Annotated in this window: 20 protein-coding genes; 13 read left to right on the forward strand and 7 right to left on the reverse strand. The window is 33.7% G+C overall.

Features of this window, described 5'->3' with window-relative positions; genetic code table 11:
• Positions 1-252: 252 nt before the first annotated feature.
• The 5 genes from murC to AN960_RS15750 all read left to right on the forward strand — a co-directional run bounded on the left by murC (position 253) and on the right by AN960_RS15750 (position 7,903).
• On the forward strand, positions 253-1,545 hold the full coding sequence (gene murC / locus AN960_RS15730) for a UDP-N-acetylmuramate--L-alanine ligase (RefSeq protein ID WP_056473375.1): 1,293 nt from the start codon (positions 253-255) through the stop codon (positions 1,543-1,545).
• A gap of 150 nt (positions 1,546-1,695) precedes the next feature.
• Positions 1,696-2,838, forward strand: coding sequence for an N-methyl-L-tryptophan oxidase (solA, locus tag AN960_RS15735; protein ID WP_082459536.1), 1,143 nt, complete (start codon positions 1,696-1,698; stop codon positions 2,836-2,838).
• A 644-nt stretch (positions 2,839-3,482) separates the two neighbouring features.
• Positions 3,483-4,850, forward strand: coding sequence for an MFS transporter (locus AN960_RS15740; protein ID WP_286131728.1), 1,368 nt, complete (start codon positions 3,483-3,485; stop codon positions 4,848-4,850).
• Positions 4,851-5,005: 155 nt separating this feature from the next.
• Positions 5,006-6,565, forward strand: a complete 1,560-nt coding sequence (hutH, locus tag AN960_RS15745; protein WP_056473377.1) for a histidine ammonia-lyase — start codon at positions 5,006-5,008, stop codon at positions 6,563-6,565.
• A 126-nt stretch (positions 6,566-6,691) separates the two neighbouring features.
• A complete protein-coding gene (locus AN960_RS15750) occupies positions 6,692-7,903 on the forward strand; it encodes an AraC family transcriptional regulator (protein ID WP_056473379.1) in 1,212 nt (403 codons plus the stop codon).
• A 56-nt stretch (positions 7,904-7,959) separates the two neighbouring features.
• Here the strand turns inward: AN960_RS15750 and AN960_RS15755 are convergent, their stop codons facing one another.
• A complete protein-coding gene (locus AN960_RS15755; RefSeq protein WP_056473380.1) occupies positions 7,960-8,733 on the reverse strand; it encodes an SDR family NAD(P)-dependent oxidoreductase in 774 nt (257 codons plus the stop codon).
• 131 nt (positions 8,734-8,864) lie between these two features.
• On the opposite strand from AN960_RS15755, the gene AN960_RS15760 reads away from it, so the two are divergent.
• Positions 8,865-9,239, forward strand: coding sequence for a MerR family transcriptional regulator (locus AN960_RS15760; protein ID WP_056473382.1), 375 nt, complete (start codon positions 8,865-8,867; stop codon positions 9,237-9,239).
• Positions 9,240-9,275: 36 nt separating this feature from the next.
• Here the strand turns inward: AN960_RS15760 and AN960_RS25105 are convergent, their stop codons facing one another.
• From AN960_RS25105 to AN960_RS15775, 3 genes are all read right to left on the reverse strand, one after another.
• Positions 9,276-9,767 (reverse strand): WGxxGxxG family protein, encoded by a 492-nt coding sequence (locus tag AN960_RS25105; protein WP_056473384.1) that lies wholly within the window; start codon positions 9,765-9,767, stop codon positions 9,276-9,278.
• A gap of 73 nt (positions 9,768-9,840) precedes the next feature.
• A complete protein-coding gene (locus AN960_RS15770; RefSeq protein ID WP_082459537.1) occupies positions 9,841-10,599 on the reverse strand; it encodes a cytochrome c oxidase assembly protein in 759 nt (252 codons plus the stop codon).
• On the reverse strand, positions 10,589-11,059 hold the full coding sequence (locus AN960_RS15775; protein WP_056473386.1) for a DUF2243 domain-containing protein: 471 nt from the start codon (positions 11,057-11,059) through the stop codon (positions 10,589-10,591). Before AN960_RS15775 ends, AN960_RS15770 begins: the two co-directional genes overlap by 11 nt.
• A 155-nt stretch (positions 11,060-11,214) precedes the next feature.
• Between AN960_RS15775 and AN960_RS15780 the strand changes: the two genes are divergently transcribed.
• Positions 11,215-12,450: an MFS transporter gene (locus AN960_RS15780; protein WP_056473387.1), complete on the forward strand. Its 1,236-nt coding sequence runs from the start codon at positions 11,215-11,217 to the stop codon at positions 12,448-12,450.
• Positions 12,451-12,636: 186 nt separating this feature from the next.
• Here the strand turns inward: AN960_RS15780 and AN960_RS15785 are convergent, their stop codons facing one another.
• Positions 12,637-13,503, reverse strand: coding sequence for an MBL fold metallo-hydrolase (locus AN960_RS15785; RefSeq protein ID WP_056473389.1), 867 nt, complete (start codon positions 13,501-13,503; stop codon positions 12,637-12,639).
• Positions 13,504-13,638: 135 nt separating this feature from the next.
• Here AN960_RS15785 and ku point away from each other — a divergent pair, with 135 nt between their 5' ends.
• The 3 genes from ku to ligD (AN960_RS15800) are packed head-to-tail and all read left to right on the forward strand — an operon-like array spanning position 13,639 to position 16,690.
• Entirely contained in the window at positions 13,639-14,475 is an 837-nt protein-coding gene (gene ku / locus AN960_RS15790) for a non-homologous end joining protein Ku (protein WP_056473390.1), read from the forward strand.
• Between the two features lie 13 nt (positions 14,476-14,488).
• Positions 14,489-15,433, forward strand: a complete 945-nt coding sequence (ligD, locus tag AN960_RS15795; RefSeq protein ID WP_056473392.1) for a non-homologous end-joining DNA ligase — start codon at positions 14,489-14,491, stop codon at positions 15,431-15,433.
• A gap of 12 nt (positions 15,434-15,445) precedes the next feature.
• Positions 15,446-16,690, forward strand: coding sequence for a DNA ligase D (gene ligD / locus AN960_RS15800; protein WP_056473394.1), 1,245 nt, complete (start codon positions 15,446-15,448; stop codon positions 16,688-16,690).
• 39 nt (positions 16,691-16,729) lie between these two features.
• On the opposite strand, the gene AN960_RS15805 is transcribed toward ligD (AN960_RS15800), so the two are convergent.
• Both AN960_RS15805 and AN960_RS15810 read right to left on the reverse strand, forming a co-directional pair.
• On the reverse strand, positions 16,730-18,403 hold the full coding sequence (locus AN960_RS15805) for a ribonuclease J (RefSeq protein WP_056473395.1): 1,674 nt from the start codon (positions 18,401-18,403) through the stop codon (positions 16,730-16,732).
• A gap of 149 nt (positions 18,404-18,552) precedes the next feature.
• Entirely contained in the window at positions 18,553-18,759 is a 207-nt protein-coding gene (locus AN960_RS15810; RefSeq protein WP_056473396.1) for a hypothetical protein, read from the reverse strand.
• A 168-nt stretch (positions 18,760-18,927) separates the two neighbouring features.
• Here AN960_RS15810 and AN960_RS15815 point away from each other — a divergent pair, with 168 nt between their 5' ends.
• The 3 genes from AN960_RS15815 (at position 18,928) to AN960_RS15825 (ending at position 25,325) form a co-directional block, all read left to right on the forward strand.
• Complete coding sequence (locus AN960_RS15815) at positions 18,928-19,581, forward strand: HEAT repeat domain-containing protein (protein WP_056473398.1); 654 nt, start codon at positions 18,928-18,930, stop codon at positions 19,579-19,581.
• A 334-nt stretch (positions 19,582-19,915) separates the two neighbouring features.
• Entirely contained in the window at positions 19,916-24,205 is a 4,290-nt protein-coding gene (locus tag AN960_RS15820) for a S8 family serine peptidase (protein WP_056473399.1), read from the forward strand.
• A gap of 391 nt (positions 24,206-24,596) precedes the next feature.
• Positions 24,597-25,325 carry a hypothetical protein gene (locus tag AN960_RS15825; protein WP_056473400.1) on the forward strand — a complete coding sequence of 243 codons (729 nt, stop codon included), beginning with the start codon at positions 24,597-24,599 and terminating at the stop codon, positions 25,323-25,325.
• The last annotated feature ends 1 nt before the right edge of the window (position 25,326 follow it).

Genomic DNA, 25,326 nt, shown 5'->3' on the forward strand with positions numbered 1-25,326 from the left:
AACTAAAAGTATTTATATTTCCACCTATTTCCGTATAGTGCGACTTAAAATAAATAGTCCTATGGGAGTTAAAGTGATATAATACTAATTGCGTAAAAATTTAAGTTAGTTATCATTAGAAAATTAACTAGACTCGGCAAAGTAACAATGCATCAAATTTATAAAATATTGATGCCATTTCTTTTATTCACACATATACTGTCTAAGAGATAGGCCGTTGTATTAGTGATCGATTTTGGAGGTTCTTTTAATATGACAGTTTACCATTTTGTAGGGATTAAAGGTACTGGAATGAGTGCTTTGGCACAAATATTACATGATTCTGGTTTGACCGTTCAGGGATCAGATTATGAAAAGCACTTTTTCACTGAAAATGAATTACGAAAAAAAAATATTACGATTTTACCATTTGATAAAGCAAATATTCAAGAAGGCCAATTCGTTATAGCAGGTAATGCATTTCCTGATACTCATGAAGAAATTGCAGCTGCTATTGAAAAAGGAATCCCGATGGCACGCTATCATAAATTCCTAGGGGAATATATGAATAAATTTACTAGCGTTGCAATTACTGGAGCACATGGTAAAACCTCTACGACAGGTTTATTAGCCCATGTAGTTTCTGGTGCGCGTCCAACTTCTTTTCTAATTGGAGATGGTACTGGTAAAGGTGAAAAAGACAGCGAGTATTTCGTATTTGAAGCTTGTGAATACCGTCGTCATTTTCTTTCATACTTCCCAGACTATTGCATCATGACTAATATTGATTTTGATCATCCGGATTATTATAAGAGTGTAGATGATGTATTCGATGCTTTCCAACAAATGGCTGATCAAGTAAAGAAAGGTATTATTGCATGTGGAGATGACGAACATCTTCAACGTATTTATGCAAAAGTACCTGTAATGTATTATGGATTTAACGAGGACAATGATTTCCAAGCTCGTAATATCGAAAAACATACAAATGGTACAACATTTGATGTATTCGTCCGTAATACGTATTACGCTACTTTTGATATTACTGGATATGGTGATCATAGTATTTTAAATGCTTTAGCAGTAATTGCGCTTTGCCATTATGAAGAAATTGATGTTAATATCATTAAAGCTAGATTATTAACATACGGTGGCGTAAAACGTCGTTTCAGTGAAAAACGCTTTGGAGATCAAATGTTAATTGATGATTATGCTCATCATCCAACTGAAATCCAAGCGACGATTCAAGCAGCACGTCAAAAATATCCTGATCGTGAAATCGTAGCAGTGTTCCAACCGCATACATTTACACGCACAAGTAAATTTTTAGATGAATTTGCTGGTACATTAGAAAAAGCAGATAAAGTTTACTTATGTGATATTTTTGGTTCTGCAAGGGAAGATAAAGGTACTTTAACAATTGAAGACCTTTCTTGTAAAATTGCAGGTGCTGAACTATTGACTGATGACAATATCAGCAATTTACAAAACCATAAAAATAGCGTCTTAATTTTTATGGGTGCTGGAGATATTCAAAAATACCAAGCAGCATACGAAAAACTATAAAAACTATAAAACCCGTTTATGAATGATCATAGACGGGTTTTTTGTTTTTTTAGAATAAGCTTGATTTACTAAAATTGCTTATTTAAGAAGGTATATTGTAATAACAAAAAGAATATGTCATACGAATGAAGAAGGTAAGGAGTGAAATGGTTGAATAATCACTATGATGTAATAATTGTTGGAGCAGGCTCTATGGGAATGGCAGCAGGATACTACTTATCAAAAGGCAATCAAAATACATTATTAATAGATTCTTTTGATCCGCCTCATAGCTTAGGTAGCCACCATGGCGATACGAGGATCATTCGTCATGCATATGGAGAAAGTAGAGAATACGTGCCGCTAGCATTGCGAGCACAAAAATTATGGGAAGAACTAGAACAATTGTCTGGAAAACGATTATTCTCGAGAACCGGCGTTTTATGTGCTGGTGCACCTGGCTCGACTTTTACTAATGAAGTAATAAATAGTGCAAAAGAATTTTCGTTGCCGCTTGAAATATTGGATAGTAATGAGATCAATGCAAGATGGCCAGGCTTACGTTTACCGGAAGGATTTATTGGTTGTTTAGAAACGTCTTCCGGAATTCTTTTTAGTGAAGAATGTGTTCGAGCGTATAGAGAACTATTTATCCAGGAAGGAAATAGTCTTAAAACTAACTCGCCTGTTATTGATATTGAAGTAGGTACTAATAAGACACAAGTGTGTACAGAGAATGCTGTTTACACAGCGGATAAACTTGTAGTATGTGCAGGCGCTTGGTCTGGTAAAATTCTTGAAAAGACGGGTATTAATATACCCCTAAAACCTACTCGTAAAACAGTTGCTTGGTTTGAATGTGATCATCAGCTATATGATTCTAGTTCGCTGCCAGCATTTACAATCGATCTAATTGATCGACATTACTATGGCTTTCCAAATCTTCATAATAGCGGATTGAAAATTGGTCGACATGATGGTGGACAAATAGTAGATCCGGATCAATTTAACCGAGAATTTGGAGAGTTCTTTGAAGATGAAACGGATCTGAGAAATTTCTTAAGCGAGTATATGCCACTTGCAAATGGTAGATTACTAAAAGGTAAAACATGCTTATATACAATGACTCCGGACGAGCACTTCATTATTGATCAGCATCCAGAATACAAAAATGTAATCATTGCCACTGGTTTCTCCGGCCATGGCTTTAAGTTTGCAAGCGTAGTAGGTGAGATTATTGCTGACCTAGTAACAAATCAGAAATCTGCTTTTGATTTGAGTATGTTTTCATTAACTCGTTTTTTTAGTAAGTAAGTATAAACTTGAGGAAGTGCAAATAAAAATATTCGAACTGTAAATAAATTTGAGAAAGTGCAAATAAAAATGTTCAAACTGCAAATAAATCAGAGTAAGTGCAAATAAAAAAGCCCAAACTGCAAATAAATCAGGGAAATCTACAATTAAAAAAGTCAAATCTGCAAATGAAAATTAGGAAACTGCAAATAAGCCAACGAATTATGTAGATACGGTGTGAATGAATCAAAAATTAAAAGGAATAACAGTAAAACAGATTAAGATACAGTCAAATCGAATAAAGATTGATTAAAACTATCAAAAACTTCTAAATTAATCTTCAAAAAATGATTCGCAAATTATTTGTGTTCGTCTTTCTCAATGTTGATGATGTTAGATTTCTGAGAGATAGCCAATAAGCTATCTCTTATTCTTTTAAATCCTTTTCCTCCTATTTCCATCATGGTTACCATCCCTTTGGACTTAACATTTCAGCAATATTGTGCTAGTAATCCGAAACTTTATCTAGAGATAATTTAAAGCATAATAATTATAATTTATTAAAAATACTGAAAATTTTGGAAGCGCTTTAGTAAGAAGTTATTTTATTATTTACTATTTTTTACAATTTATTTTATCTGGAAAGTCAAAAAGGGGGTATTCTTTTGAAGGAAAAAAAATTTATGATGGATGATGCACCGCTTAATAAATTCCATATTCGGATTACAGCACTAACTTTTGGATCGAATTTTTCGGATGGCTATGCTTTAGGAATTATAGGCATGGCACTTTCGCTACTAGGCCCACAGATGAAATTAAATTCTGTATGGGAAGGATTAATCGGTAGTTCCGCATTAATCGGACTTTTTTTCGGTAGTTTGTTTCTTGGCGGATTATCAGATCGTATTGGTAGGCAAAAAATCTATTTAGCAAACTTTGTTATTATTACAATCGCATCTGCCCTACAGTTTTTTGTTCACGATCCATATACGCTTTTTGCATTAAGGATTATAATCGGTGTTGCACTAGGAGGAGATTATGCAGTAGGATCGACTTTGCTAGCAGAGTTTGCACCTAGAAAGTATAGAGGTATGTTATTATCTTCATTAAATGTTTTATGGACAGTAGGATATGTAGCTTCAAATCTAGTTGGCTATTATTTAGAAAAAACAGGGCCAGACGCATGGCGTTGGATGCTAGTGAGTGCTGCACTTCCAGGTCTAATTGTCTTGCTTTTACGTTTCGGAACTCCGGAGTCTCCACGTTGGTTATTAAAGATGGGCCGTGTTGAAGAAGCACGTGCTATTGTAAGAAAGTATATTGGTGAAAATGCTGTAATGGATGAGTCAGTCGATGCTAATTCTAAACAAGCATACAAGGTTACAGATTTATTCAATAAGCAGCTTTGGAAACGGACAACATTCGGATCACTTTTTTATATGTGTCAGGTAGTTCCATATTTCGCAATCTATACATTCCTACCAACTATTTTAAGTAAATTGGGATTTGAAGAAACATTTGGTGTAGACATGGTTCTAAACTTGTTCCTTCTAGTAGGTGCGTTAGCTGGTGTTTGGTGTACTGAAAAATTAACTCGTAGAGGGTTTACAATTAATACATTTATTATTTTAACGATTTCATTATTCGCATTAACAGTCTTACCACCGGGTCTACATACAATTGCAATTATTGTATTTGCAATCTTTACATTTGTCATGTCGGCGGCGTCTAATTTAACATTAGTGTATCCTGCTGAACTATTTCCGACCGAGGTTCGTGGAACTGGGGTTGGCTTGACAACAGCAGTTAGTCGAATTGGATCAGCTATTGGAACATTCCTTTTACCTATAAGCGTTAGCTCAATGGGGATGACCCCTTCTATGATTGGAATGTCGATCATTCTATTTATTGGTACGATTGTTTCAATCGCTTGGGCACCAGAAACTAAATCACTTTCTTTAAATGAAGCTAGTAATCCACTACTTGAAGGGGATATAGTAGAGACAAACAAGCAATCAGTTTCGAGTCATTAATTTGATTTACCCAACTCATTAACGCTCGCTTTCTTTTTAGCTTCATCTGCTTAAGGGGGCTCAATACCGTCTAAGGTAACTTCGCTCCTCGTCAAGCTTCGCGCTTCGAAAGACGAGCGTTTTCAATCATTCATTCATAAATAAGAGGTGTTTTGATGTTCAAGAACGATATTATTCATCCAAAAAATATTAAAGAGGTTATTCTCGGGGATCATGAGTTGTCGATTAATGAGGTAATTGCTGTTGCAAGATATGGTGCAAAAGTATCATTTACAGAAAACTACTTTCTTAGAATAAATCATTCTCGTAATCTAATTGAAAAGTTTCTTGATGAAGAAAGAGCGGTTTACGGGGTAACTACTGGCTTTGGTAGTAACGTAACAGAAGTTATTTCAAAAGAAGATGCTCAGGCTCTTCAACGAAATATAGTCCGATCTCATGCTGTTTCTGTAGGCGAGCCACTTGAAAGAGAAGTAGTAAGAGCCATCCAATTAATGATATTAAATAATATAGGTCAAGGCTTTTCTGGAGTTAGATTAGAAGTGTTAGAGCTTATTGCAGCGCTTCTTAATAATGATATTTTACCATTTGTTCCAGGTGATGGATCAGTAGCATATTTATCTCCTGAAGCTCATATGGCGCTAGTATTAATGGGCGAAGGAAAAGCGTGGTATAAAGGCGATCTTCTAAATGGGCATGAAGCTTTGGAGCGTGCAGGCCTAAAACCAATGACATTTGAGTGTAAAGAAGGTTTAGCACTATTAAATGGAACTACATCAGTTTCAGCATTCGCAATACTTTCGATATACAATGCAATTCAAGCAGTAAAAACTGCAGATGTCACTGGTGCTATGTCATTAGAAGCACTTAAAGGGACAATAAAGGCTTTAGATCCGCGTCTTCACTCGGTAAAAAAACATGAAGAACAAGCAAATACTGCTCGAATCATTTCAGTGATATTAAATGGAAGTGAGCTTGCAGAACAGTATAAGGATTATCGATTACAAGATGCACTTAGTTTAAGATGTATACCACAAGTTCATGGTGCAGTTAAAAAAGTGTTTAAAAATGCATTGGAAAATATTAAAAATGAAATGCAATCTTCAAGTGATAATCCGATCATTTGGCCAGAGGAAGAAGATGGTATTGCATTAATGGGTGGCAATTTTGATGCTACATATGTGGGAATCGATGCGGATACTATTTGTATTGCTATGGCAAACTTAGCAAAAATTACAGAACGTCGTATAGATCGATTAGTAAATTATCATGTAAGTGAACTTCCAAATTTCTTAGTTGTCAATCCCGGTTTAAACAATGGATATATGATTCCGCAATATACTGTTGCAGGATTGCTTAATGAAATAAGAGTTTTATCGCATCCAGCAACAATTGATAATACGCCTACATGTGCGAATCAAGAGGATGTAGTTAGCTTTGCTTACTTTGCAGCTAGGAAAGCATTTCAGATTTCTAAAAAACTTGAACATATTTTAGCAATCGAGTTGATGGTCGCTACTCAAGCTCTAGATTTCCATGATTCGTTAAAAGCATCACCAGTAACGGCAAGTATTCACCAGTTAGTTAGAAATCAAGTTCCAACAGTTGAAGAGGATCGCTATTTTTATCATGATATTGAAAAAATTCGTAATCAAATTCATGATGGAGAAATTGTTAAACTTGTTGAAGATAAAATAGGCGCTATGGAATTATGAAATTTGTAAGGAAGCAGTTATACTCTAAGAGTACGACAGCTTCTTTTTTTATGGCTCAATCATTTTCGATGCTTACTACCAAATATTCACCTAAGAAAAATCATAGGCTAAAAAGGAGATATAAAGATGAATCAACATGCTACTCAATCAGCTTTTTCAAATTTGTTACTCTCTGGTACGCTCGTCCATATAGGAACTTTTGATGAAGTTCAAAAAAGATGTGGCATTAATACTTATCCAAATGTTGTAATGGTGATTTCAATCGATCGCTATCCTGATTTAGCAGTAGAAAACCCAATTAAGTGGAAAAAAGAAATTGGCCATGAACTAATGAATCAAATTGATCAGACGATCGGAGTTCCTTATTTATGGAACTGGGTAGAGGAAGGTGTGCTTGCACTTCTAATTGAGCTAGAAGATAAAGATAGTGAGATCGAATTCAATAATAAGATATATAAAATGGCAGAAGAAATTCAAAATTCATTGGATAGGGCCAAGATTTCCGTTTCAATTGGAATAGGTAAAAAATATAGTAATCCATATATGTTACACCACTCTTTTGAAGAGGCTAGAAAGTCAATGTCAGGTCGTTTTTTTCAAGGGAACAAACTGATATTTCATAGTGGTATTAAACCAGTGGAAGAAAATACACTAAGAGCACGATCAACTGAGGATCGTATTGAATTATTAGCACTTGTACGTATTGGTGATGAAGAAGGTGTAGTCAATCAATTAAAAAGCTTCCTTGAAAAAGTAGCAAATGCATGCCGATTAAATGAAGACGTATTTAAGACTGAAGTAGTCGATTTAATTATGTTAATCTCTAGGGTTGTAGTAGAGTCAGGCGTGAATGCAACACTCATCATGTCAAAAAACGCTCAAATGATTCAGGAACTATATCATATTATTCGCTATGATAAATTTGTTAAAAAGGTTTGTGAATATGCTTACTGGCTAACGGTTCAAATAGCCAATTCATTTAATAATCAGATGAGTCCTGTTATTCGTAAAGCAACTAAGTATATTCGAGAAAATCATCAAACTAGCATAACACTGGAAGAAATAGCTCAATTTTGTAACGTAAGTAAATATCATTTCAGTCACCTATTCAAAAAAGAAATTGGCACAAGTGTGATTGATTTTTTAAATAGAATAAGGATTGAAAAATCAATGTTTTATTTAGAAATGACTGATTTAACCATGCAAGAAATTGCTACACGAATTGGTTTTCAAGATTCGAATTACTTTAGTCGTATATTTAAAAAATACATAAAAAGTAGCCCTTCTGAATATAGGGCTACTAAATATCCACATTTAAATTTAGTGTTAGAAAATTAAAATTAGGATGCAGAGTTTAAGGTTATAGAGGAGGTTGTAAAAGACTCTTCTTACCCTTAATCCTGCCTTTCTAATCTTGTTGCATAAGGGTAAAGTGGATCTAATAATTGGAATTCATAAGTAATTCCATCGACTTTTCCTACGACCTTTTCACTGTCATAAAGCTCCAACATAAAACCGGCCATTTCTTTTGCAGTATGATATTTTGGTAGAACGCCTTGAAATTTAATGTTTTCTTCTAAATCATATGATACTTTTGCAAATTCTGTTTCAGTTGCAGCAGGTGCTAATACTTTTGCTTGCATTTTTGCCCCTTTTTCTTTTAATTCATGAGCTAGCCCTTCTGTAAAGGCACTCACATAGAATTTAGTCGCACAATATGTGACGGCATTTCCGATAATTGTATATCCTCCACCAGATGAAACATTGATAACTTGTGTACCTTCGACAGTTGAATAATCGCGTACGTATAGTGAAGTTAAAATCGTTAAAGCTTCAATATTCAAATTAAGCATAGTTTCGATCTTTGCTAAATTTTGTTCACCAACTGAAGCGAAATTACCAAACCCTGCATTATTAATCCAAGTTTCAATATCATATTCTTTAAGTCCTTCATATAAATCAAAAGCATTTTTAACAACAGATAAATCAGCCGTTTTTATGACTACTTCAAGATCTGAATTCAATTTAGCGATTTCTGATTTTAATTTTTCAAGTTCTTCCGTTCTACGAGCAACGATGATTAAATTTTTTCCACGTGCGGCAAACGCAAGAGCTGATTCATACCCTATTCCTGAACTAGCACCTGTAATGACAGTATATTTTTTCATCTAAATTCCTCCCAATGATTTGGTTTATACTAAAATTAAATTAATTGTGTATCAGTTACGGATTCATTATACTGGTTAGAGTAAACTCTAAGTCAAACTGTTTTTATTTATGACTCAAACTGGAGGTATTTATGTATTCAATTGGTGAAGTCGCTCAAATGTTAGGAATAAGCACACATACATTACGTTATTATGAAAAAGAACAGATCATTCTTCCAGATCGAAATGCAAATGGTGAAAGATTGTATTCTGAATCACACATTCAGTGGTTAAGATTTGTTCTAAAGCTAAAAGAAACGCAAATGCCAGTTAATAAGATTAAAGAGTATGCACATTTATATACAGAAGGTGAGCATACATCTTTGGCAAGATTAGGATTATTAGTTGAGCATAAACAGTCTATTGAACATCAGCTTAAAACATTAGAAGAGACGAATAAAATGTTAGAGCAAAAAATCAATTTTTATAAAGAGGTAATTCATAATAAAAACATAGTCCATAAATAAAACCTTATTGGAGAAAGCCCCAATAAGGTTTTATTTTTATTCAACTCTTTCTTTTTTTCGAAGACCCGCAAATCCTAATAATCCAAGAAGCCCAAGCCATCCATAATTGAAATGATTATTATTGGTATTGTCAGTAGTATTTAAAGTATTAGAAACAGGAGTAGGCGTTACATTTACATTTCGTCGATAATAATTTCCATCATTATTTACTGGGTTATTTACTCCGTTATAATTGTTATTTAACATGTCATTTGATGTATTTTTTATATTATTTTTTGTATTATAATACCCTTCTTTAACCGTATTTTTAGTATCATAATACCCTTCTTTAACTGTATTTTTTGTATTATTTACAACATGGTTTGGATCATTAAAATTATTGTTAAAACTTCTTTTGATCTGTTTACCGTTATGATCATAGCTTGGTTCTAATTGTGTAGCATCAGGCCCAGGTGACGCAGCATGAACATTAGTTGAAATTATAAATGATAATGAAACAGTGCATAATGTAAGACAAATTTTATTCATCTTTAACCCTCCTTCTTTATGCATTAATATTTTGTGCATCTTCTAAAGGGATTATATGTGGCAAAAAAGTCCATTAAATAAAGGCTCTTTTTTTAGAATTTGATGAATTGTACCAGAAATAACAAAGTGCAGTAATGATTAACAAATCAACAAAATCCCCTCCATAATACATTAAGACTGCACCAAATTGAACATCATTAAAACCGTAACTGTCTAATGGATTAGAAAAAAGCAATTTCGATAAAATATCATGACCTGCTATTGCAAGGATCATAATCGATGAGCGAAACAAAAAACTGAATTTATGAGAAATTGGTTCAATAGCAATGATTGAGATGGTAAATAGATATCCCGAGAGAAACAAATGGATATGTACAAAATTTAAGAATAAGGTACTCTTATGCATTAAATTAAATACAGTGGAGGTATATAGTAACCAAAGTCCTCCGATATTTAAAAGTAATGTACTAATAGGATGAGTTAATAACTGAACTGGAGCACTTCTTAAAAGACGTGACACACTCCTTGCATGTTGCGTTTTTAATGATGTTAATAATAATGTAATCGGTCTAGATAAAGCGATAAAAAATGGAGCGAGCATACCAAGTAACAAATGCATAATCATATGGAAAACAAATAGATGGTGACTTAGTTTGGCAATTGGTCCAATGACGGAAATTAATATACAAACAAAACCAGTTACCCAAAATATAGAGCGAAACTTTGGCCATGGCTTTTTTTTATGTTTCATCGCAGCAACTAAATATCCAACAATAAAAAGTAAGATTAATAAAATAATGAGTGGATCAAACGAATTGAAGTTATCTCTCAAATTGACCACCTTTATTTCGAGTTTTAAGAATTAGAATGCAACCTATTAATGTCATAATAGAAGCAGTGATATTCCAAGTTAAATCATAGGGCATAATATCGACGTTATATCTAATTTGATGTAGCTTCATCCACTTATGCTGTACGGTTCCATCATAAAGTTGAAACAAACCTGCTCCGAGTAAAACTCCACCTACCCATCTTTTAATATAGAGTGATTTTTTTCTCCTTAAATTCGCAAGCATAAATAATGAGCCTATTGTCGAAAACCAACTAAAGGCATGAAATAGACCATCAGAGATAAGCCCTATACTTGTTGTAGACTTATCGTAAAAATGATGCCAATGAAGTAGTTGATGAAAAACTGCTTCGTCAAAAAATGCAACCAATCCAAGTCCAAACAAAATTCCTGACCATAAATTCAAATGAAAATAACTAGCTGAATTCTCTTGGGTAGTCATAAATACTCTTCCTTTCGAAAATGGTATATCTTTCATTTTGCCCCGATTTTTACCTATAAATCGTAATTAGTAAAAATTACAATTCAATCAAAAGAGATACTTGGGAATTATAAAGACTGGTGATTGTTTTTAGTTACACAAAACGCGGAGGTAATATGGATAAAAAACAAACGCGGAGTTTATGGGCGCTATCTACAGTACCTCTAGTAATGACTTTAGGTAATTCAATGCTGATCCCCGTACTTCCAAAATTAGAACAACAATTAAATATATCTGGCCTTAAAGTTTCAATGATTATAACTGTGTATTCAGTTTTTGCAATCATTCTTATCCCTATAGCAGGTTATCTATCTGACTTATTTGGAAGAAAAAAAGTAATCATTCCTAGTTTAATTATTGCGGGAGTTGGGGGGGCCTTAGCTGGCTTTGTTTGTTGGAAATTAGAAAATCCATACGCGTGGTTAATTGTCGGGAGAATCATTCAAGGTATCGGTTCTGCTGGGGCAATGCCTGTTGTTATTCCGTGTGTGGGAGATATGTTTAAGGATGAAAATGAAGTTAGTAAAGGATTAGGCTTAGTTGAGACATCGAATACTTTTGGAAAAGTACTTAGCCCAATACTCGGTTCTGCATTAGCAGCGGTTGTTTGGTATTTACCATTTTTATCAATACCGTTCCTTTGCTTACTATCAATTATTTTAATTTTAATTTTTGTAAAACCTCCAAAACAACCTATGAGAGCAAAAAGAAAAGATAAAAGAAAGAAAAAGTTTAAACTGTTTATTAGATCAATTCGAAAAATATTTCGAAATAATGGAAAATGGCTTTATACGATCTTTATTTTAGGTGCCATTATCATGTTTATTTTATTTGGTATGCTTTTTTATTTATCAAAAATATTAGAAAAGCGTTATCACATAATTGGAATATGGAAAGGTTGTGTGCTGGCAATCCCACTTGCTGCATTATCCTACACTTCTTATAAAACAGGTAAAAAAATTGGAAATCAAAAAGGCGCCATGAAAAATTGCATTGTCATCGGATTTATTCTCATAAGCCTTTCTTTTGTATTACCGATTATCAACAAAGATATCTATATGATTATCACGAGTTTATTGATCAGCGGGATTGGAATCGGAATGTCATTACCAAGCTTAGATGCATTAATCACAGAGGGGATTGAGAAGGAACAAAGAGGGACTATCACTTCTCTTTATAGTTCTTTACGCTTTGTGGGGGTAGCCGCAGGACCTCCTGCTTTTGCCTATTTAATGAGTAAACCAGATAATTATATGTTGTATTGTTCCATCATTTTAGGAGTTCTTGGACTTTTTTTGTCCATCAAATATATTAAGCCAAACCAAGATGCAGAAACGGCTAAATCTAATTAAAACAAGTCTAGGAATGGCGGGGATTTAAACATAATCGAACCTCCAAAAGTTTTTTCAGTTCCAAAATTTCCTAATATGCCGAATGAACATTGAAGGAGTTTAAAATTAAATTTAGTAAACTCCTTACAAAAGTAGGGAGTTTTAATTTTTTACCTATAAATTTAGCCAATTAAGGAGCGTCATTTTTTAAACATATCGTCCATAATCAGGTTTGGCGATTGTGTTGAAGTTTTTAACTAAGTAGTCTAATTGTTCATTTAAATTGTCTTCTAGCAATGGAAAGCCGTGACCTGTGATTGCTTTTTTAGGATGTAAAGCCTGCAGTTTTTTTACAGAATTCAATGCTGCCTCCCAATCTGTCGTCAAATATCTAGGAGGACCACTTATTTCTCTTTTTTGAGTTAGAACTCTGTAAATAGAGTCTTGTTTAACATTAACAAAGGCGTCTCCAGCAATCAATAATTGATCATCATCTCTAAAAAGTGAAATATGTCCAGGTGAATGACCCGGTGTGTGAATCCATTTCCAATGTGGCATTTCTGGTACAGAACCATCTGCAGGAAGAACATGGATATATTTTCCTAAATTAATTCCTTCGTTTGGTAACAATGGCGATAACTTTGCAATTAATCCACCTTCAACTGTACCATCTGGTTCTGGATAATTCTTTTCTCCTGTTAAATATGGTAACTCTTTTTCATGCGCATAAACAGGAATATTGAATTCTTTTACTAAATCAAAGATTCCCCCGATATGATCAAAATGTCCATGAGTAAGTATGATCGCTTTTAATTTGTGTTTTTCACCGAATCTTTTTTCAGCTATATCCAAAATATTATCAAATGATTTTGGCATACCGGCATCAATTAATACCCACTCACTTGATAAATTAGGATTTCCGTATAAGCAAAAATTCACAATTTGATTTGTTTCATAAAATAAATCATTCGCTAATTCCATCCCATTGCCACTCGATATTGATGTAATAGGCATATAATGAAATTCCTTATTTATTTTTTGTAAATCATTTGAGTTATTCATACGACTCTCCATTTAAGACTCATGTTGATTAACTTTTTTAGTCTTCTTTTATAAGATTTTTTTATTCTGATGGAGAAAAAAGCAAATTGAATTAAACCCATTCATTTAACAAAAGCTAATCATAAAAATAAAAAAGGTAGTGGGTATATGCATACAGTTTGGAAAGGGACAATCAGTATGGGATTAGTCACAATCCCAGTAAAGTTGTTTTCAGCAGTTGAAGATAAGGATATAAAGTTTCGTCAATATCATAAGGATTGTAAAACGCCCATCAACTATAAAAAGGTTGCAAGTTGTGATGATGAAGTTACTCCCGAAGAAATCATTAAAGTATTTGAAACACCGAATGGTAGAGTTGTGGAAATAACTGAAGAGGAAATGAATAAATTAAAAGAAGAATTTGAACTGAAAACAGTATCAATTATTGATTTTGTCAAACTTTCAGAAATTGATCCAGTTTACTTTGATCGAACATATTATATTGGCCCCGATTCTGGTGGGACAAAGGCATATGCTCTACTTTCGGAAATATTGAAGAAAAGTAAGAAAATCGGCCTTGCAAAAATTACGATTCGTAGCAAACAGCATTTAGCTGCTATTCGGCCATATAAAAACGCGATTATTCTTGAAACATTACATTTTCCAGATGAGATTAGAGCAATTGAAAATCTTCCAGGTGGTGTGCCTGAAAAGGCTGGATTGGCGGAACGAGAATTACAGGCTGGTATGATGCTAGTTGAACAATTAACGACAACGTTTAATCCAGAAAACTATACTGATACATATCGTACAGCTTTAGAACAATTAATTTCGGAAAAAGTTAATAAAAATGATTATATCGCTACAGGACAGGAGAAACCGGCAGAACAAAAAAATGTTGTTGATTTAATGTCTGCATTACAAGCGAGTATCGATCGAACAAAAGGACAAGCAACCCCTCCGAAAAAGCCTAAAACTAAAGCGCCTAAAAAAGCAACGAGTTAAATAGGAGGTAGTAATGGAGCTAGATCCAATTTTTCCTTTTGAGCCTATTTCTTCAGATACTGTACCAATTGGTTCTGAGTGGATTTCGCAAATTAAATGGGATGGTGTTAGAATCCTTACCTATTTTGATGGAAAAGAAGTTAAATTATTTAACCGCAAATTAAATGATCGTACAACTATTTTTCCAGAGCTAACAAATATAAAATCCTATACGAATGCTCAATCAATCATTTTAGACGGGGAGGTCATTGCTCTCGATCAAAATGGTAATCCATCGTTTCATGAGGTAATGCGAAGGGATGGAATTAGGCGCATGGATCGGGTTGATTCAGCTATAGAAGCTGTACCTATTTTCTATATGATTTTTGATATTCTTTTTTACAATGGAGAATGGGTTACTCAATTACCTCTACAAGAGAGACAAAATTTATTAATAGAAGCTGTCCAACCTAGCACCCAAATTCAATTAGTTCCAAATAATACTGAAGGAGTTGCTTTATTTGAGGTTGCGAAACAGCATAATTTAGAAGGTATCGTATGTAAAAATTTAAATAGTAAATACTCGATCAATGGAAAGCACAATGCGTGGCAAAAAGTAAAAAATTATAAAGACATTATTGCTGTAATCGGTGGGGTAACGTATCGCTCTGGAATTGTTAATTCTATTTTAGTAGGACTTTATGACGAAGAGAATCAACTCGTGTTTATAGGGCATGTTGGAACAGGGAAATTAACGAAATCAGAATGGAAAGACCTTACTACAGTCATTAATACGATTAAAATAGAAAAAAATCCATTTAGTAGCCAACCGAAAAGAATAAAAGAAGTTCAATGGATTCAACCATTGTTAACTGTGAAAGTTCAATTCATCGAATGGACTGAAGGTCATTCATTAAGACAACCAAGTATCCAAGCTTTTATCGAAAAAGATCCTAAAGAATGTACTCTTACTGATTAGGGGAAGTAACATATGAACAATTACTTTTTTCAAAAACGTAATAAAATTTATACAGGTTTTTTCTTTATTTTAGGTTTCAATTTAAAAGACGAAAACTTTTTAGTGGGTCTAAAAAAAGAAAATGATATTTTGCAAATGGGGTCATTCTCAAATGGACTTAGCGAGGAAGAGAAGGTTATTTTGATTAAAGCGATCGAAGCAAATAAAAAAAGCAAAAAAGGTAATATAAAATTTGTTGAGCCTGGGATCTGTATTGAACTTGAGTTTCAAAGTATAGAAAATAACCAATTAACAAATGCAAAATTTATATCTTTTCAATTACAGCATGCCTGGAATGAATGTACTTGGGATGGTTTACTATTGGGGAATCTTAATTTAGAGGAAGAATTAACTCTTACTAGTCCAGAAAAAGTAATTTGGAAAGATCCCTATATAAATAAAGAGAGTTTTGTTTCGTATTTAGCTCAAATGTCCACTTATATGCTTCCATTTCTAAAAAATCGTTTATTAACAACGATTCGTTTTCCGAATGGAATAGACGGTGAATATTTTTTTCAAAAGAACCGACCAGATTATGCTCCGAGTTTTATTAAAACCAAAGAACATGAGGGAAATAATTTTATTATTTGTAATGATGTATCAACATTACTATGGTTAGGAAATCAATTAGCTATTGAATACCATATCCCTTTTCAAACTGTTGAGGCTGAAAACCCGATTGAAATCGTATTTGATTTAGATCCACCTAATACAGATGCATTTCTGTTAGCAATAAAGGCCGCATCGGAAATGAAATTAATCTTTGATTCTTTTCAAATAAAAAGTTATCCAAAGGTGTCTGGAAGTAAAGGAATTCAAATTCATATCCCAATTAAAGAAAATTCGCTTACCTATGATGAAACAAGAGTATTCACATCTTTTATTGCACATTATTTAATTGAAAAATATCCAGATGATTTTACGATTGAAAGATTTAAAAAAAATCGCGGGAATCGTCTTTATATTGATTATATACAGCATGCAAAAGGAAAAACCATTATTTGTCCATACTCTACAAGGGGAAAGGAAAAACCAACTGTTGCTACGCCACTATTTTGGGATGAGGTAAATGATGAATTAAAAATCGAAACTTTTACAATCCCGTTTGTTCTAAATCGGTTAGAAAATAGTTCTTGTCCGATGTACGACTATTTTGATCAAGAAAACGGTTCTTTGGTCGATTTAATTTCTAAAATTAAAGAAAATGAATCAAATTAAAAACTCCCTAATTATAATTAAAAGGGAGTTTTTTAAGTTCTATATTTCAATGATTATTGGTAAAATCATCGGTTTTCTCTTCGTTTTCGTAAATAAAAATTGTCCAAGTGACTTTTTAATATTTTGCTTCATAACTCCCCATTGGAGCTTGTTTTCATCAAGTAATTCATTTATAGATGACGTGACGATTTGATTTACTTCCTTCAATAAACTTTCAGAGTCACGTGCATAGACAAATCCTCTTGAAATGGTATCAGGACCTGAGATAATCTTTCTTTCCATTTTATTAATTGTGATGACGATTACAAGCATTCCATCTTCAGCAAGCTGTTTTCGGTCTCTAAGGACAATGTTACCGACATCTCCTATGCCCATTCCATCAACATAAATATTTCCTGCTGGAATTCTTCGGCTTTGAATTGCTTCTGATTGTAGAATATCGACAACATCACCATTTTTAATAATAAAAATATTATTTCGTTTGACACCAACAGATTCAGCAAGAGAACGATGATGGTGAAGCATTCTGTACTCACCATGAATCGGAATAAAATATTTTGGCTTCATTAATGTAAGCATGAGCTTAAGTTCCTCTTGATAAGCATGACCAGAAACATGCATTCCGGTCGAACTTCCTGAACCATATATAACATTTGCTCCGAGATTGTAAAAATTATCGATAATTTTAGAAACGTCACGCTCATTACCAGGAATTGGTGAAGCAGCTAAAATCACAGTATCACCAGGATAAATGTCAACGCCTCTAAAGCTAGAACTAGCTAGACGGGCAAGTGCTGCAAGCGGTTCACCTTGACTACCTGTGCATAAAATTGTAATAGCTTCTGGTGCGAAACTATTAATTTCATCTTTATCAATTAACATACCTTCAGGGATTGATAAATATCCTTGCTCCATCGCAACTTGAACAACATTCACCATGCTTCTACCTAGTAGAGCGATCTTCCGATTTGTAATAATAGATGCATCAACTATTTGTTGCACGCGATGTACATTAGAAGCAAATGTTGAAATAATGACTCTCTGTTTTGCTTTCATAAAAGCATCTACTATATGCTCTCCAACAATCCGTTCCGATGGTGTTGAACCTGGCCGTTCAGCATTTGTACTCTCAGATAGAAGTAATAAAACACCTTTACTACCTATTTCGGCCATTTTATGAATATCTGGGTATTGATTGTTAACAGGAGTTAAATCAAATTTAAAATCTCCAGTATGTACTACAGTTCCTTCAGGCGTTTCAAATACGATGCCTAAGCAATCAGGAATACTATGATTTGTTTTAAAAAATGAAATCGAAAAATGTTCAAATTTAATAACTGAATCAGAATCGATTAAAATTAGTTCAGTTTCACCTAATAGACCATGCTCTGTTAATTTAAGCTCTATTAATCCAAGCGTTAATCTCGATGCATAGACTGGAATATTCAATTGCTTCAAAAGATATGGGATTCCACCAATATGGTCTTCATGACCGTGCGTAACAAATAAGCCTTTAATCTTTTCTTGATTTTCCTTTAGATAAGTAATATCTGGAATGATTAAATCAACTCCTAATAAACTTTCATCTGGAAACTTAGAACCACAGTCTATTAGAATAATTTCTTTTAAAAATTGAATAGCATACATATTTTTTCCAATTTCATTAATTCCACCCAAGGCAAAGACTGATAGCATACTTTTTGTTGGACTCAAAATCCTATACCTCCTAGTACATTGAAAAGTATAAACATTTTCCCTTTAGAAATTTCCATATTTTTCTTAGTATGTACTTAAGCGTTAAAATCATTCAATCGACGGTTTTTATAAAAAAAGAGCCGGTGTAAACCGTGCTCATTTTTGGATCACTCTTCGAAATAATTTTTAAATGGTTTTTTAGGTGTATGTGTTTCGTTACGATAATAAGGATTATCTTCAGTAGAATCTTTAGGATCCAAGTTTGTTTTAATTACTAATGTAGGTCCTGTTGTCCCATGCTCTGCAATAATCCGATCATTTAATTCATTAAAATCAGGTAGTTTTTTATTCCCTGGTTGTAATGGCTCTGACATATAAACACCTCCTGACAATAGGATGGTTTCTTCAAGAAAAATTATGTATTTAGGTTCGAATAAGTCTTAATTAGAACAAAAAGTGGAGTGTACTTGCTTTTGCTAAAGTACATACTGTGAAAGCATAATAATCAAAGTGATATTTCAACTAAAAAGGTGGAATTATGAATGTCAGTAATAGAGAAATTAGCAAGTTCTTTAAACCGTAGAGATGAAGAGGCCAACATCGAATTAGCGATTCAAGTTGCGGATCAAAATGATGAAAGCGCCGTAAAAGAACTGATTGAAAATCTTACCAACAAAAATAAAAACATCCAGAATGATTGCATAAAAGTTTTATATGAAATTGGTGAACGCAGACCATCTTTAATATCCGATTATACTAATGAATTTTTTTCGCTTTTAGAAAGTAAAAATAATAGACTTCAATGGGGAGCTATGACTGCTTTAAACAGTATTACAAGTGACGTTCCTGAAAGGATATTTTCAAATATCCAAAAAATCATTGTTGCAGGTGACAATGGTTCAGTTATTACAAAAGATCAAGTTGTAAATATCCTTTTAAAATTATGTTCCATTAAGACATATGCCAAAGAGTCATTTAATTCTCTTATTAATCAATTAGTTAAAAGTCCAACAAACCAACTCCCGATGTATGCAGAAAGATCGATGTCTATTATTAATGAAGAAAATAAAAGTTTATTTATTGAAACATTCACTTCTAGGTTGGATGAAATTGAAAAAGAGTCTAAAAGAAAACGAGTTGAAAAGGTTATTAAAAAGATAGTTAAAAAAATATTTAATACTTGTGTTGAAGTTTAATCGAACAAAATGTGTACTTTGTTGTTAGGGGATCTGTAAGACCAATCCTCTAAAACTATTTTTAGAATTAAGATAACATAGGAAAAGCAAACGGATCAGTTTAAGACTGGTCCGTTTTTTTTCTAGATTATTAAGGATGCTGTAATGAGCTAGAAAATCATTTGCTATAAAAATTGACAGGATTACTGATTTAATTTTTGTTTCCTTATCTTTTTTGTTGTTGGAAATGTTCGAATTATAAAAAAATGTATTTGATAAAATTTGTAAAAACGAAAATCCTGTCAAATCACAATATAATAAAACTATCAAAAGAGAGAGAGGAAGATGGGGGAAAATGAAAAAGAGAATCAAAAAAAATGTTACGACCCTAGCAGTAACAACGGGTCTTGTAACTAGCGTATTTAATCCAATTTCTATTCAACACAATGTTCATGCACAATCAACGTCAAAAGTTGAACAAGTTTTATCGGCACTTACACCAGCTCAACGTGAGGCGATTAAACAATTAAAAGTTAGTGATAAAGAAGGACTTCAAGTATCTCCTGATATGGATTTAACAAGTGAAGCGACAACTTCTGTTATTGTTGAATTTAAGGACAAACCAGCAAATACAGCAGTCATGGTTGCAGAAGCTGATGGAACAATGCTTTCAAAAGCGGATGCTCAAGCGAAAGTAGACGCTTCACATGACACATTCCAATCAGATTTAAAAATGATTTTTAGTAAAGAGTTAAAAGAGAAGAAAAATCCTTATAATATTAAGCGTTCTTACAAAAAAGCTTTTAATGGGGTTTCAATGACACTCCCAGCTAATAAAGTAAAATCATTGCTTAAATCAAGTGCCGTACAGGCTGTATGGAGTGATTTACAAGTTCAGCTAGATGATCCATCTACTAAGGAGTTATCAACTTCTGAACAACAATCTTCTACTCATACGATGGTAACATTCCCTGGTGTTGAAAAACTTCATGCAGAAGGCTTTACAGGAAAAGGTGTAAAAGTTGGAATTATTGATACTGGTATCGACTATAATCATCCAGATTTAAAAGGTGCTTTTAAAGGCGGATACGATTTCGTTGATAATGACAATGACCCCATGGAAACAACATATGCGGATTGGAAGAAATCTGGACAACCTGAATCTAATGGTGAAGCTTATTATACTGAGCATGGAACGCATGTAGCTGGGATTATTGCTGGACAAGGTAAGAATAATGCAGATTACTCAGTAACAGGAGTTGCGCCAGACGCTGATATATACGCTTATCGTGTTCTTGGTCCATATGGATCTGGTCAAACTTCAGCAATTTTAGCCGGAATTGACAAAGCAGTTTCAGACGGAATGGATATCATTAGTATGTCACTTGGAGCGAACTACAATGACCCGTTATATCCTACAGCAATTGCGGTTAATAATGCTGTACTTTCAGGAGCGACAGCGGTTGTTGCAGCAGGAAATTCTGGAAGTAAAATGTATTCATTAGGTACTCCAGGAAATGCACCTTTGGCAATCACAGTTGGAGCAAGTGATACTGCTGCTACAATTCCAAATTATTCAGCAACAGCAAAAGCATCAACTGGTGATTTACCGGCTGACCTGAAATTAGCTGCCCAAGGACTTTCTGATAATGTAGCGGATTTTCAAGGGAAAACGTATAAAATGGTAAATGTGGGACAAGGGCAAGAAACTTCTTATAATAAAAGAGATTCAAATGGCCAATATACAATACCAATCGATGTAACTGGAAAAATTGTTCTTGCTCAACGCGGTAGCTTAGGTATAGAAGAAATTGTTAAACGAGCTAAATCACATGGAGCAAAGGCTGTTGTTTTAGTGAATGCATCTGGAGATACATTACAAGATGTATATTTAGGAAACGTATATGGCTATATTCCAACATTTTTAGTAGGTAGCTTACAAGGTACTTATATTCAAATTAAAATACCTCTAACTGAAGCGGCGAAAGGAAATACAGTCGACTTTACATTCGGTAATATGAGCCAAACTGTCACACAAGGTAATAAATTAGCGGACTTTAGTTCAAGAGGTCCATCTCGTGTATTATATGATATTAAACCAGAAGTAACAGCACCAGGAGTGTCTGTATTCTCAACTGTACCTTCTTTTATGCATAAAGATGATAATGGTAATCCATTAACTGATTATCAATATGCGTATGAACGTTTGTCTGGCACATCGATGGCAACACCGAATGTATCAGGTGTAGCAGCATTATTAAAACAAGCTCACCCAGACATGACGCCAGCTGATATTAAGGCAACGCTAATGAATACAGCAGATCCATTAAATGATAAATATAGTGTATATGAAGTAGGTGCAGGTTTAGTAAATCCGTACAAAGCTGTTCATGCTGGGACGGAAATTCAAGTGAAAGACAAAACGAAAACATTAAGCAGTGATGCTAAAGATGCGGGTAGTGCTACTCTTGCAAGTAAAGGAATTAAAACAATTAAAAATATTACTGGAGCTTTAAGCTTTGGTGAACAAGCTGTTGATGGTAAGGTTCTATCAGATTCTCGTTCAATGACTTTATTCAATAAAAGTTCTGAAGATAAAACATATGATGTAAAAGTTCAATTCCAAACATTGGGCGCACGATTTACAAATGACTCTAGAGCAGACCAAGATGCAGCTGCTAATGGGGTTACGTTAGATGTGAAATCTTCTATAAAAGTAAAACGATATAGTAGTGTGAATATGGATGCTACAATCAACGTTCCTAAAAGTGCTAAACTTGGTACTTATGAAGGGTATGTTGTTTACACAAATCAAAAGAACCCTGATGAATCGTATAAAGTACCGTTTGCCATTCATACAGTTGATGAAGGAATTGATTATGTAAAAGGAGATCCAGCCGCTTTCACTATACCTTATGAAGCAGGTAGTAATGCGACAAAGTGGTCAATTGGAGTGGACTTTAAACTAAAATCTCACATGCGTACGTTTGATTTCTTCCTTGTTGATCCAAAAACAAACGAAGAAATTGGTTACCTAGGCACAGCGGATGGAATGGGTGCAGATGAGGGGATGGAATATTATTTCCGCGGTGTATTAAACGGTGGACAATATTATCCATTAACAGGAAACCCGGACAGTCCAGTTACATTTGATTATAAGGAAGTTGACCCAGGATTATGGAAAATTAGAATGGTTGGTACAAATGATAAAGGTGCTACCTTCACTAGTGATGCTCCTGTTTATTATGGAGAGAAAGAGGCAAAGGTTACAATGAATTATGAACCAGGTCAAATCGTTGAAACTGCTAATGCAACTGACAAAACAGTTACAGTAACAGGTGCTGCATTTGATAAAGACATTGCAGAAATGCAAGCAGCAGGCATTCCTGCTTCACAAGGCGAAAATAAGATGTATTATTACAATCCAAATAATTCTGCCGAAATTAATATCCCAGTAGACACTAATGGTAACTTTAATTCAACAATACCATTATCAACAGCTGGCCCAAATACCTTAGCAATTACACAGTATGACTTCTATGACAGAAATAAATCAACTGTTGAAAATTATGGTAGTACTAGAGACGTTTACTTTGTTAAAAAAGGAACTGCTTATACTACAGCAATTTCAGATAAACAACGTATCAACATGGGAGATTCAACAACAGTAACATTCTCAACGAAAAATGTAGCATCTAAGGTGAAAAAAGCTGAATACACTTTCATTTATCCTTCTAAGTTCTTAGATATGGTGAGTGTACAAGCTAAAGGAGATTATAAAGGAAAACTAGATGTTCAATATACATCTACACCTTTTAATAGTACTTACAATAAAATGACAATTACAGCAACAGCACTTGGGGACCTTGCAACATCAGGTATTACAGGAGATGCTTCATTAGTAGACGTAACATTTAAAGCAAAAGATGTCTACTACAAAGGACCAATGACATTTGAAGATCCAGCTGGTACATCTAGATTCTTTAGCGCAGTTTATACAAATGTGGATGACAGTAAGGTAACAACTCAAGGCATTCAACCTTATTTCTATGTTACTCCTACTTATTCTCTTATGAGAAGTATGGTTCAGGCAGAAGGAATGGCTACAGGAATTGACAATGCAGGGAATATTAATATGAAAAATCTTGACTATAATAAAGCTGGTTCAAAAATTAGTGTGAAAGATTCTGATGGTAAAGAATACGGAGTAGCTGATCCTTTAGGATATAGTGCAACTGCTCCAGCAGGTTTTACATCTAGATTACCAATAACAGATAAGAAATTTACATTATCAATTGACGTACCAGGACACTTCACATTCAAGAAAGACTTTACAGTTGGTATAAAAGAAGACGGTAAAGTTACTGCAGGATCTAAACCAGTTGACTATTCTTATATTCCTGGTGGAGATGTTAATAAAGATAATGTAATTGACGTGAAAGATGCTCTATACATTCAAACGTATTGGGGAACAAATAAACGTGATGCAGATATCAACTATGATGGCGTAGTTGATGAGAAAGATATGCAGTACGTAATTAATAACTATTTAATGCAAAATCCATGGAACGACAATGCAGGTAAACCAGTTAAGAAATATAAAGGAAAAGATTTAGATGGTGTTTTAACTGATCTAGGATTATAAATCGGTGATCGGAAAGAAAGATAAAAGTTTATATAAATAGAGGTATAATTACCCAGAAATCACTGGTGAAAATGGTTCTAAGAATGGATTACTGAATGGAACGGCAGTGGTACGTTTCAGTCGAATATAGAATTTATGTCAAGTGAAACAAGGCAATGGTGTAAACGGATGCGTTGGAACGAAAAAATATACTGGTAGAGGGAAAAGAGTCATAACGACTCTTTTTTTTGTCTAAATTAGAAGAATATAAAGAAATATTTATGGAAACATAAACCTTTTATGGTAAAAATTGGTTTTTGGTTATATTATTAAAAATATAATAGAAAATGTTCTGACTGGGAATAGTGTTGTTCTCAATAAAGAACAAATAATAAATATAGGAGATGAGAAAATGAATTTTAAGAAGACAAGCTTAAAACTCGGTTCTATTGCACTATGCGCTTCACTGTTAGCAGTTCCGTTTACTTCGAATGCTTCAGCCGCAACAAAAAAACCAGTTGTAGATACAACCAAGCAAGGTACTGCAATAGCTGCATATTATTATGTTAATGGAAAGAAAATTGAAATCCCTAAAGAGGATCTTGTAAAATTAACAACTGCGGGAAGTACTTACAAATTACCGAATGATCCGCTTAAACCTAAAACGAAACCAATTACTACCAATGGAGTGCAATGTATAGCTGGATATGAGTATGATGGAAGATTAATATCTGGTAATTTTGAAAATAAAAAATCAGGAACTAGATATGCAAATACAACAAGCTCTAATATGAAAAAAGTTTCTCAAATTGGTTCAGAACAAACCATCAATGCAGGATTCAGTGCTTCTGGAGAATTTAAGTGGGGGCCAGTAAAAACTACTGTCGGTTTTGATATAAGTGCTGGACAAAAATGGTCAACAACTGAATCATCTGAAGTTACAATTAAATCAGGCAAAATGGGATGGAATGACTACGGTTCATATAAAGAATCATGGACAGGTACATATTATTACTTAACAAACTCTTGTGGTCAAACATCAAAAGTAACAGTTTCACCTTATGGTCCTAAATATAAACTGGCAGTAGCTAGGGAATCAGCTATTCCGCCGGGTGTAACAAGCGCAAGCGTATCAAAGTAAA

This window comes from Bacillus sp. FJAT-25509, from assembly GCF_001420605.1.
Lineage (GTDB): Bacteria > Bacillota > Bacilli > Bacillales > Bacillaceae_G > Gottfriedia.

Bases quoted from the DNA above. Each gene is read 5' to 3' on its own strand.
- murC (WP_056473375.1), top strand. From the start codon at position 253: ATGACAGTTTACCATTTTGTAGGGATTAAAGGTACTGGAATGAGTGCT.
- hutH (WP_056473377.1), top strand. From the start codon at position 5,006: ATGTTCAAGAACGATATTATTCATCCAAAAAATATTAAAGAGGTTATT.
- AN960_RS15750 (WP_056473379.1), top strand. From the start codon at position 6,692: ATGAATCAACATGCTACTCAATCAGCTTTTTCAAATTTGTTACTCTCT.
- AN960_RS15755 (WP_056473380.1), bottom strand. From the start codon at position 8,733: ATGAAAAAATATACTGTCATTACAGGTGCTAGTTCAGGAATAGGGTAT.
- AN960_RS15760 (WP_056473382.1), top strand. From the start codon at position 8,865: ATGTATTCAATTGGTGAAGTCGCTCAAATGTTAGGAATAAGCACACAT.
- AN960_RS25105 (WP_056473384.1), bottom strand. From the start codon at position 9,767: ATGAATAAAATTTGTCTTACATTATGCACTGTTTCATTATCATTTATA.
- AN960_RS15775 (WP_056473386.1), bottom strand. From the start codon at position 11,059: ATGACTACCCAAGAGAATTCAGCTAGTTATTTTCATTTGAATTTATGG.
- AN960_RS15780 (WP_056473387.1), top strand. From the start codon at position 11,215: ATGGATAAAAAACAAACGCGGAGTTTATGGGCGCTATCTACAGTACCT.
- AN960_RS15785 (WP_056473389.1), bottom strand. From the start codon at position 13,503: ATGGAGAGTCGTATGAATAACTCAAATGATTTACAAAAAATAAATAAG.
- ku (WP_056473390.1), top strand. From the start codon at position 13,639: ATGCATACAGTTTGGAAAGGGACAATCAGTATGGGATTAGTCACAATC.
- ligD (WP_056473392.1), top strand. From the start codon at position 14,489: ATGGAGCTAGATCCAATTTTTCCTTTTGAGCCTATTTCTTCAGATACT.
- ligD (WP_056473394.1), top strand. From the start codon at position 15,446: ATGAACAATTACTTTTTTCAAAAACGTAATAAAATTTATACAGGTTTT.
- AN960_RS15810 (WP_056473396.1), bottom strand. From the start codon at position 18,759: ATGTCAGAGCCATTACAACCAGGGAATAAAAAACTACCTGATTTTAAT.
- AN960_RS15815 (WP_056473398.1), top strand. From the start codon at position 18,928: ATGTCAGTAATAGAGAAATTAGCAAGTTCTTTAAACCGTAGAGATGAA.
- AN960_RS15820 (WP_056473399.1), top strand. From the start codon at position 19,916: ATGAAAAAGAGAATCAAAAAAAATGTTACGACCCTAGCAGTAACAACG.
- AN960_RS15825 (WP_056473400.1), top strand. From the start codon at position 24,597: ATGAATTTTAAGAAGACAAGCTTAAAACTCGGTTCTATTGCACTATGC.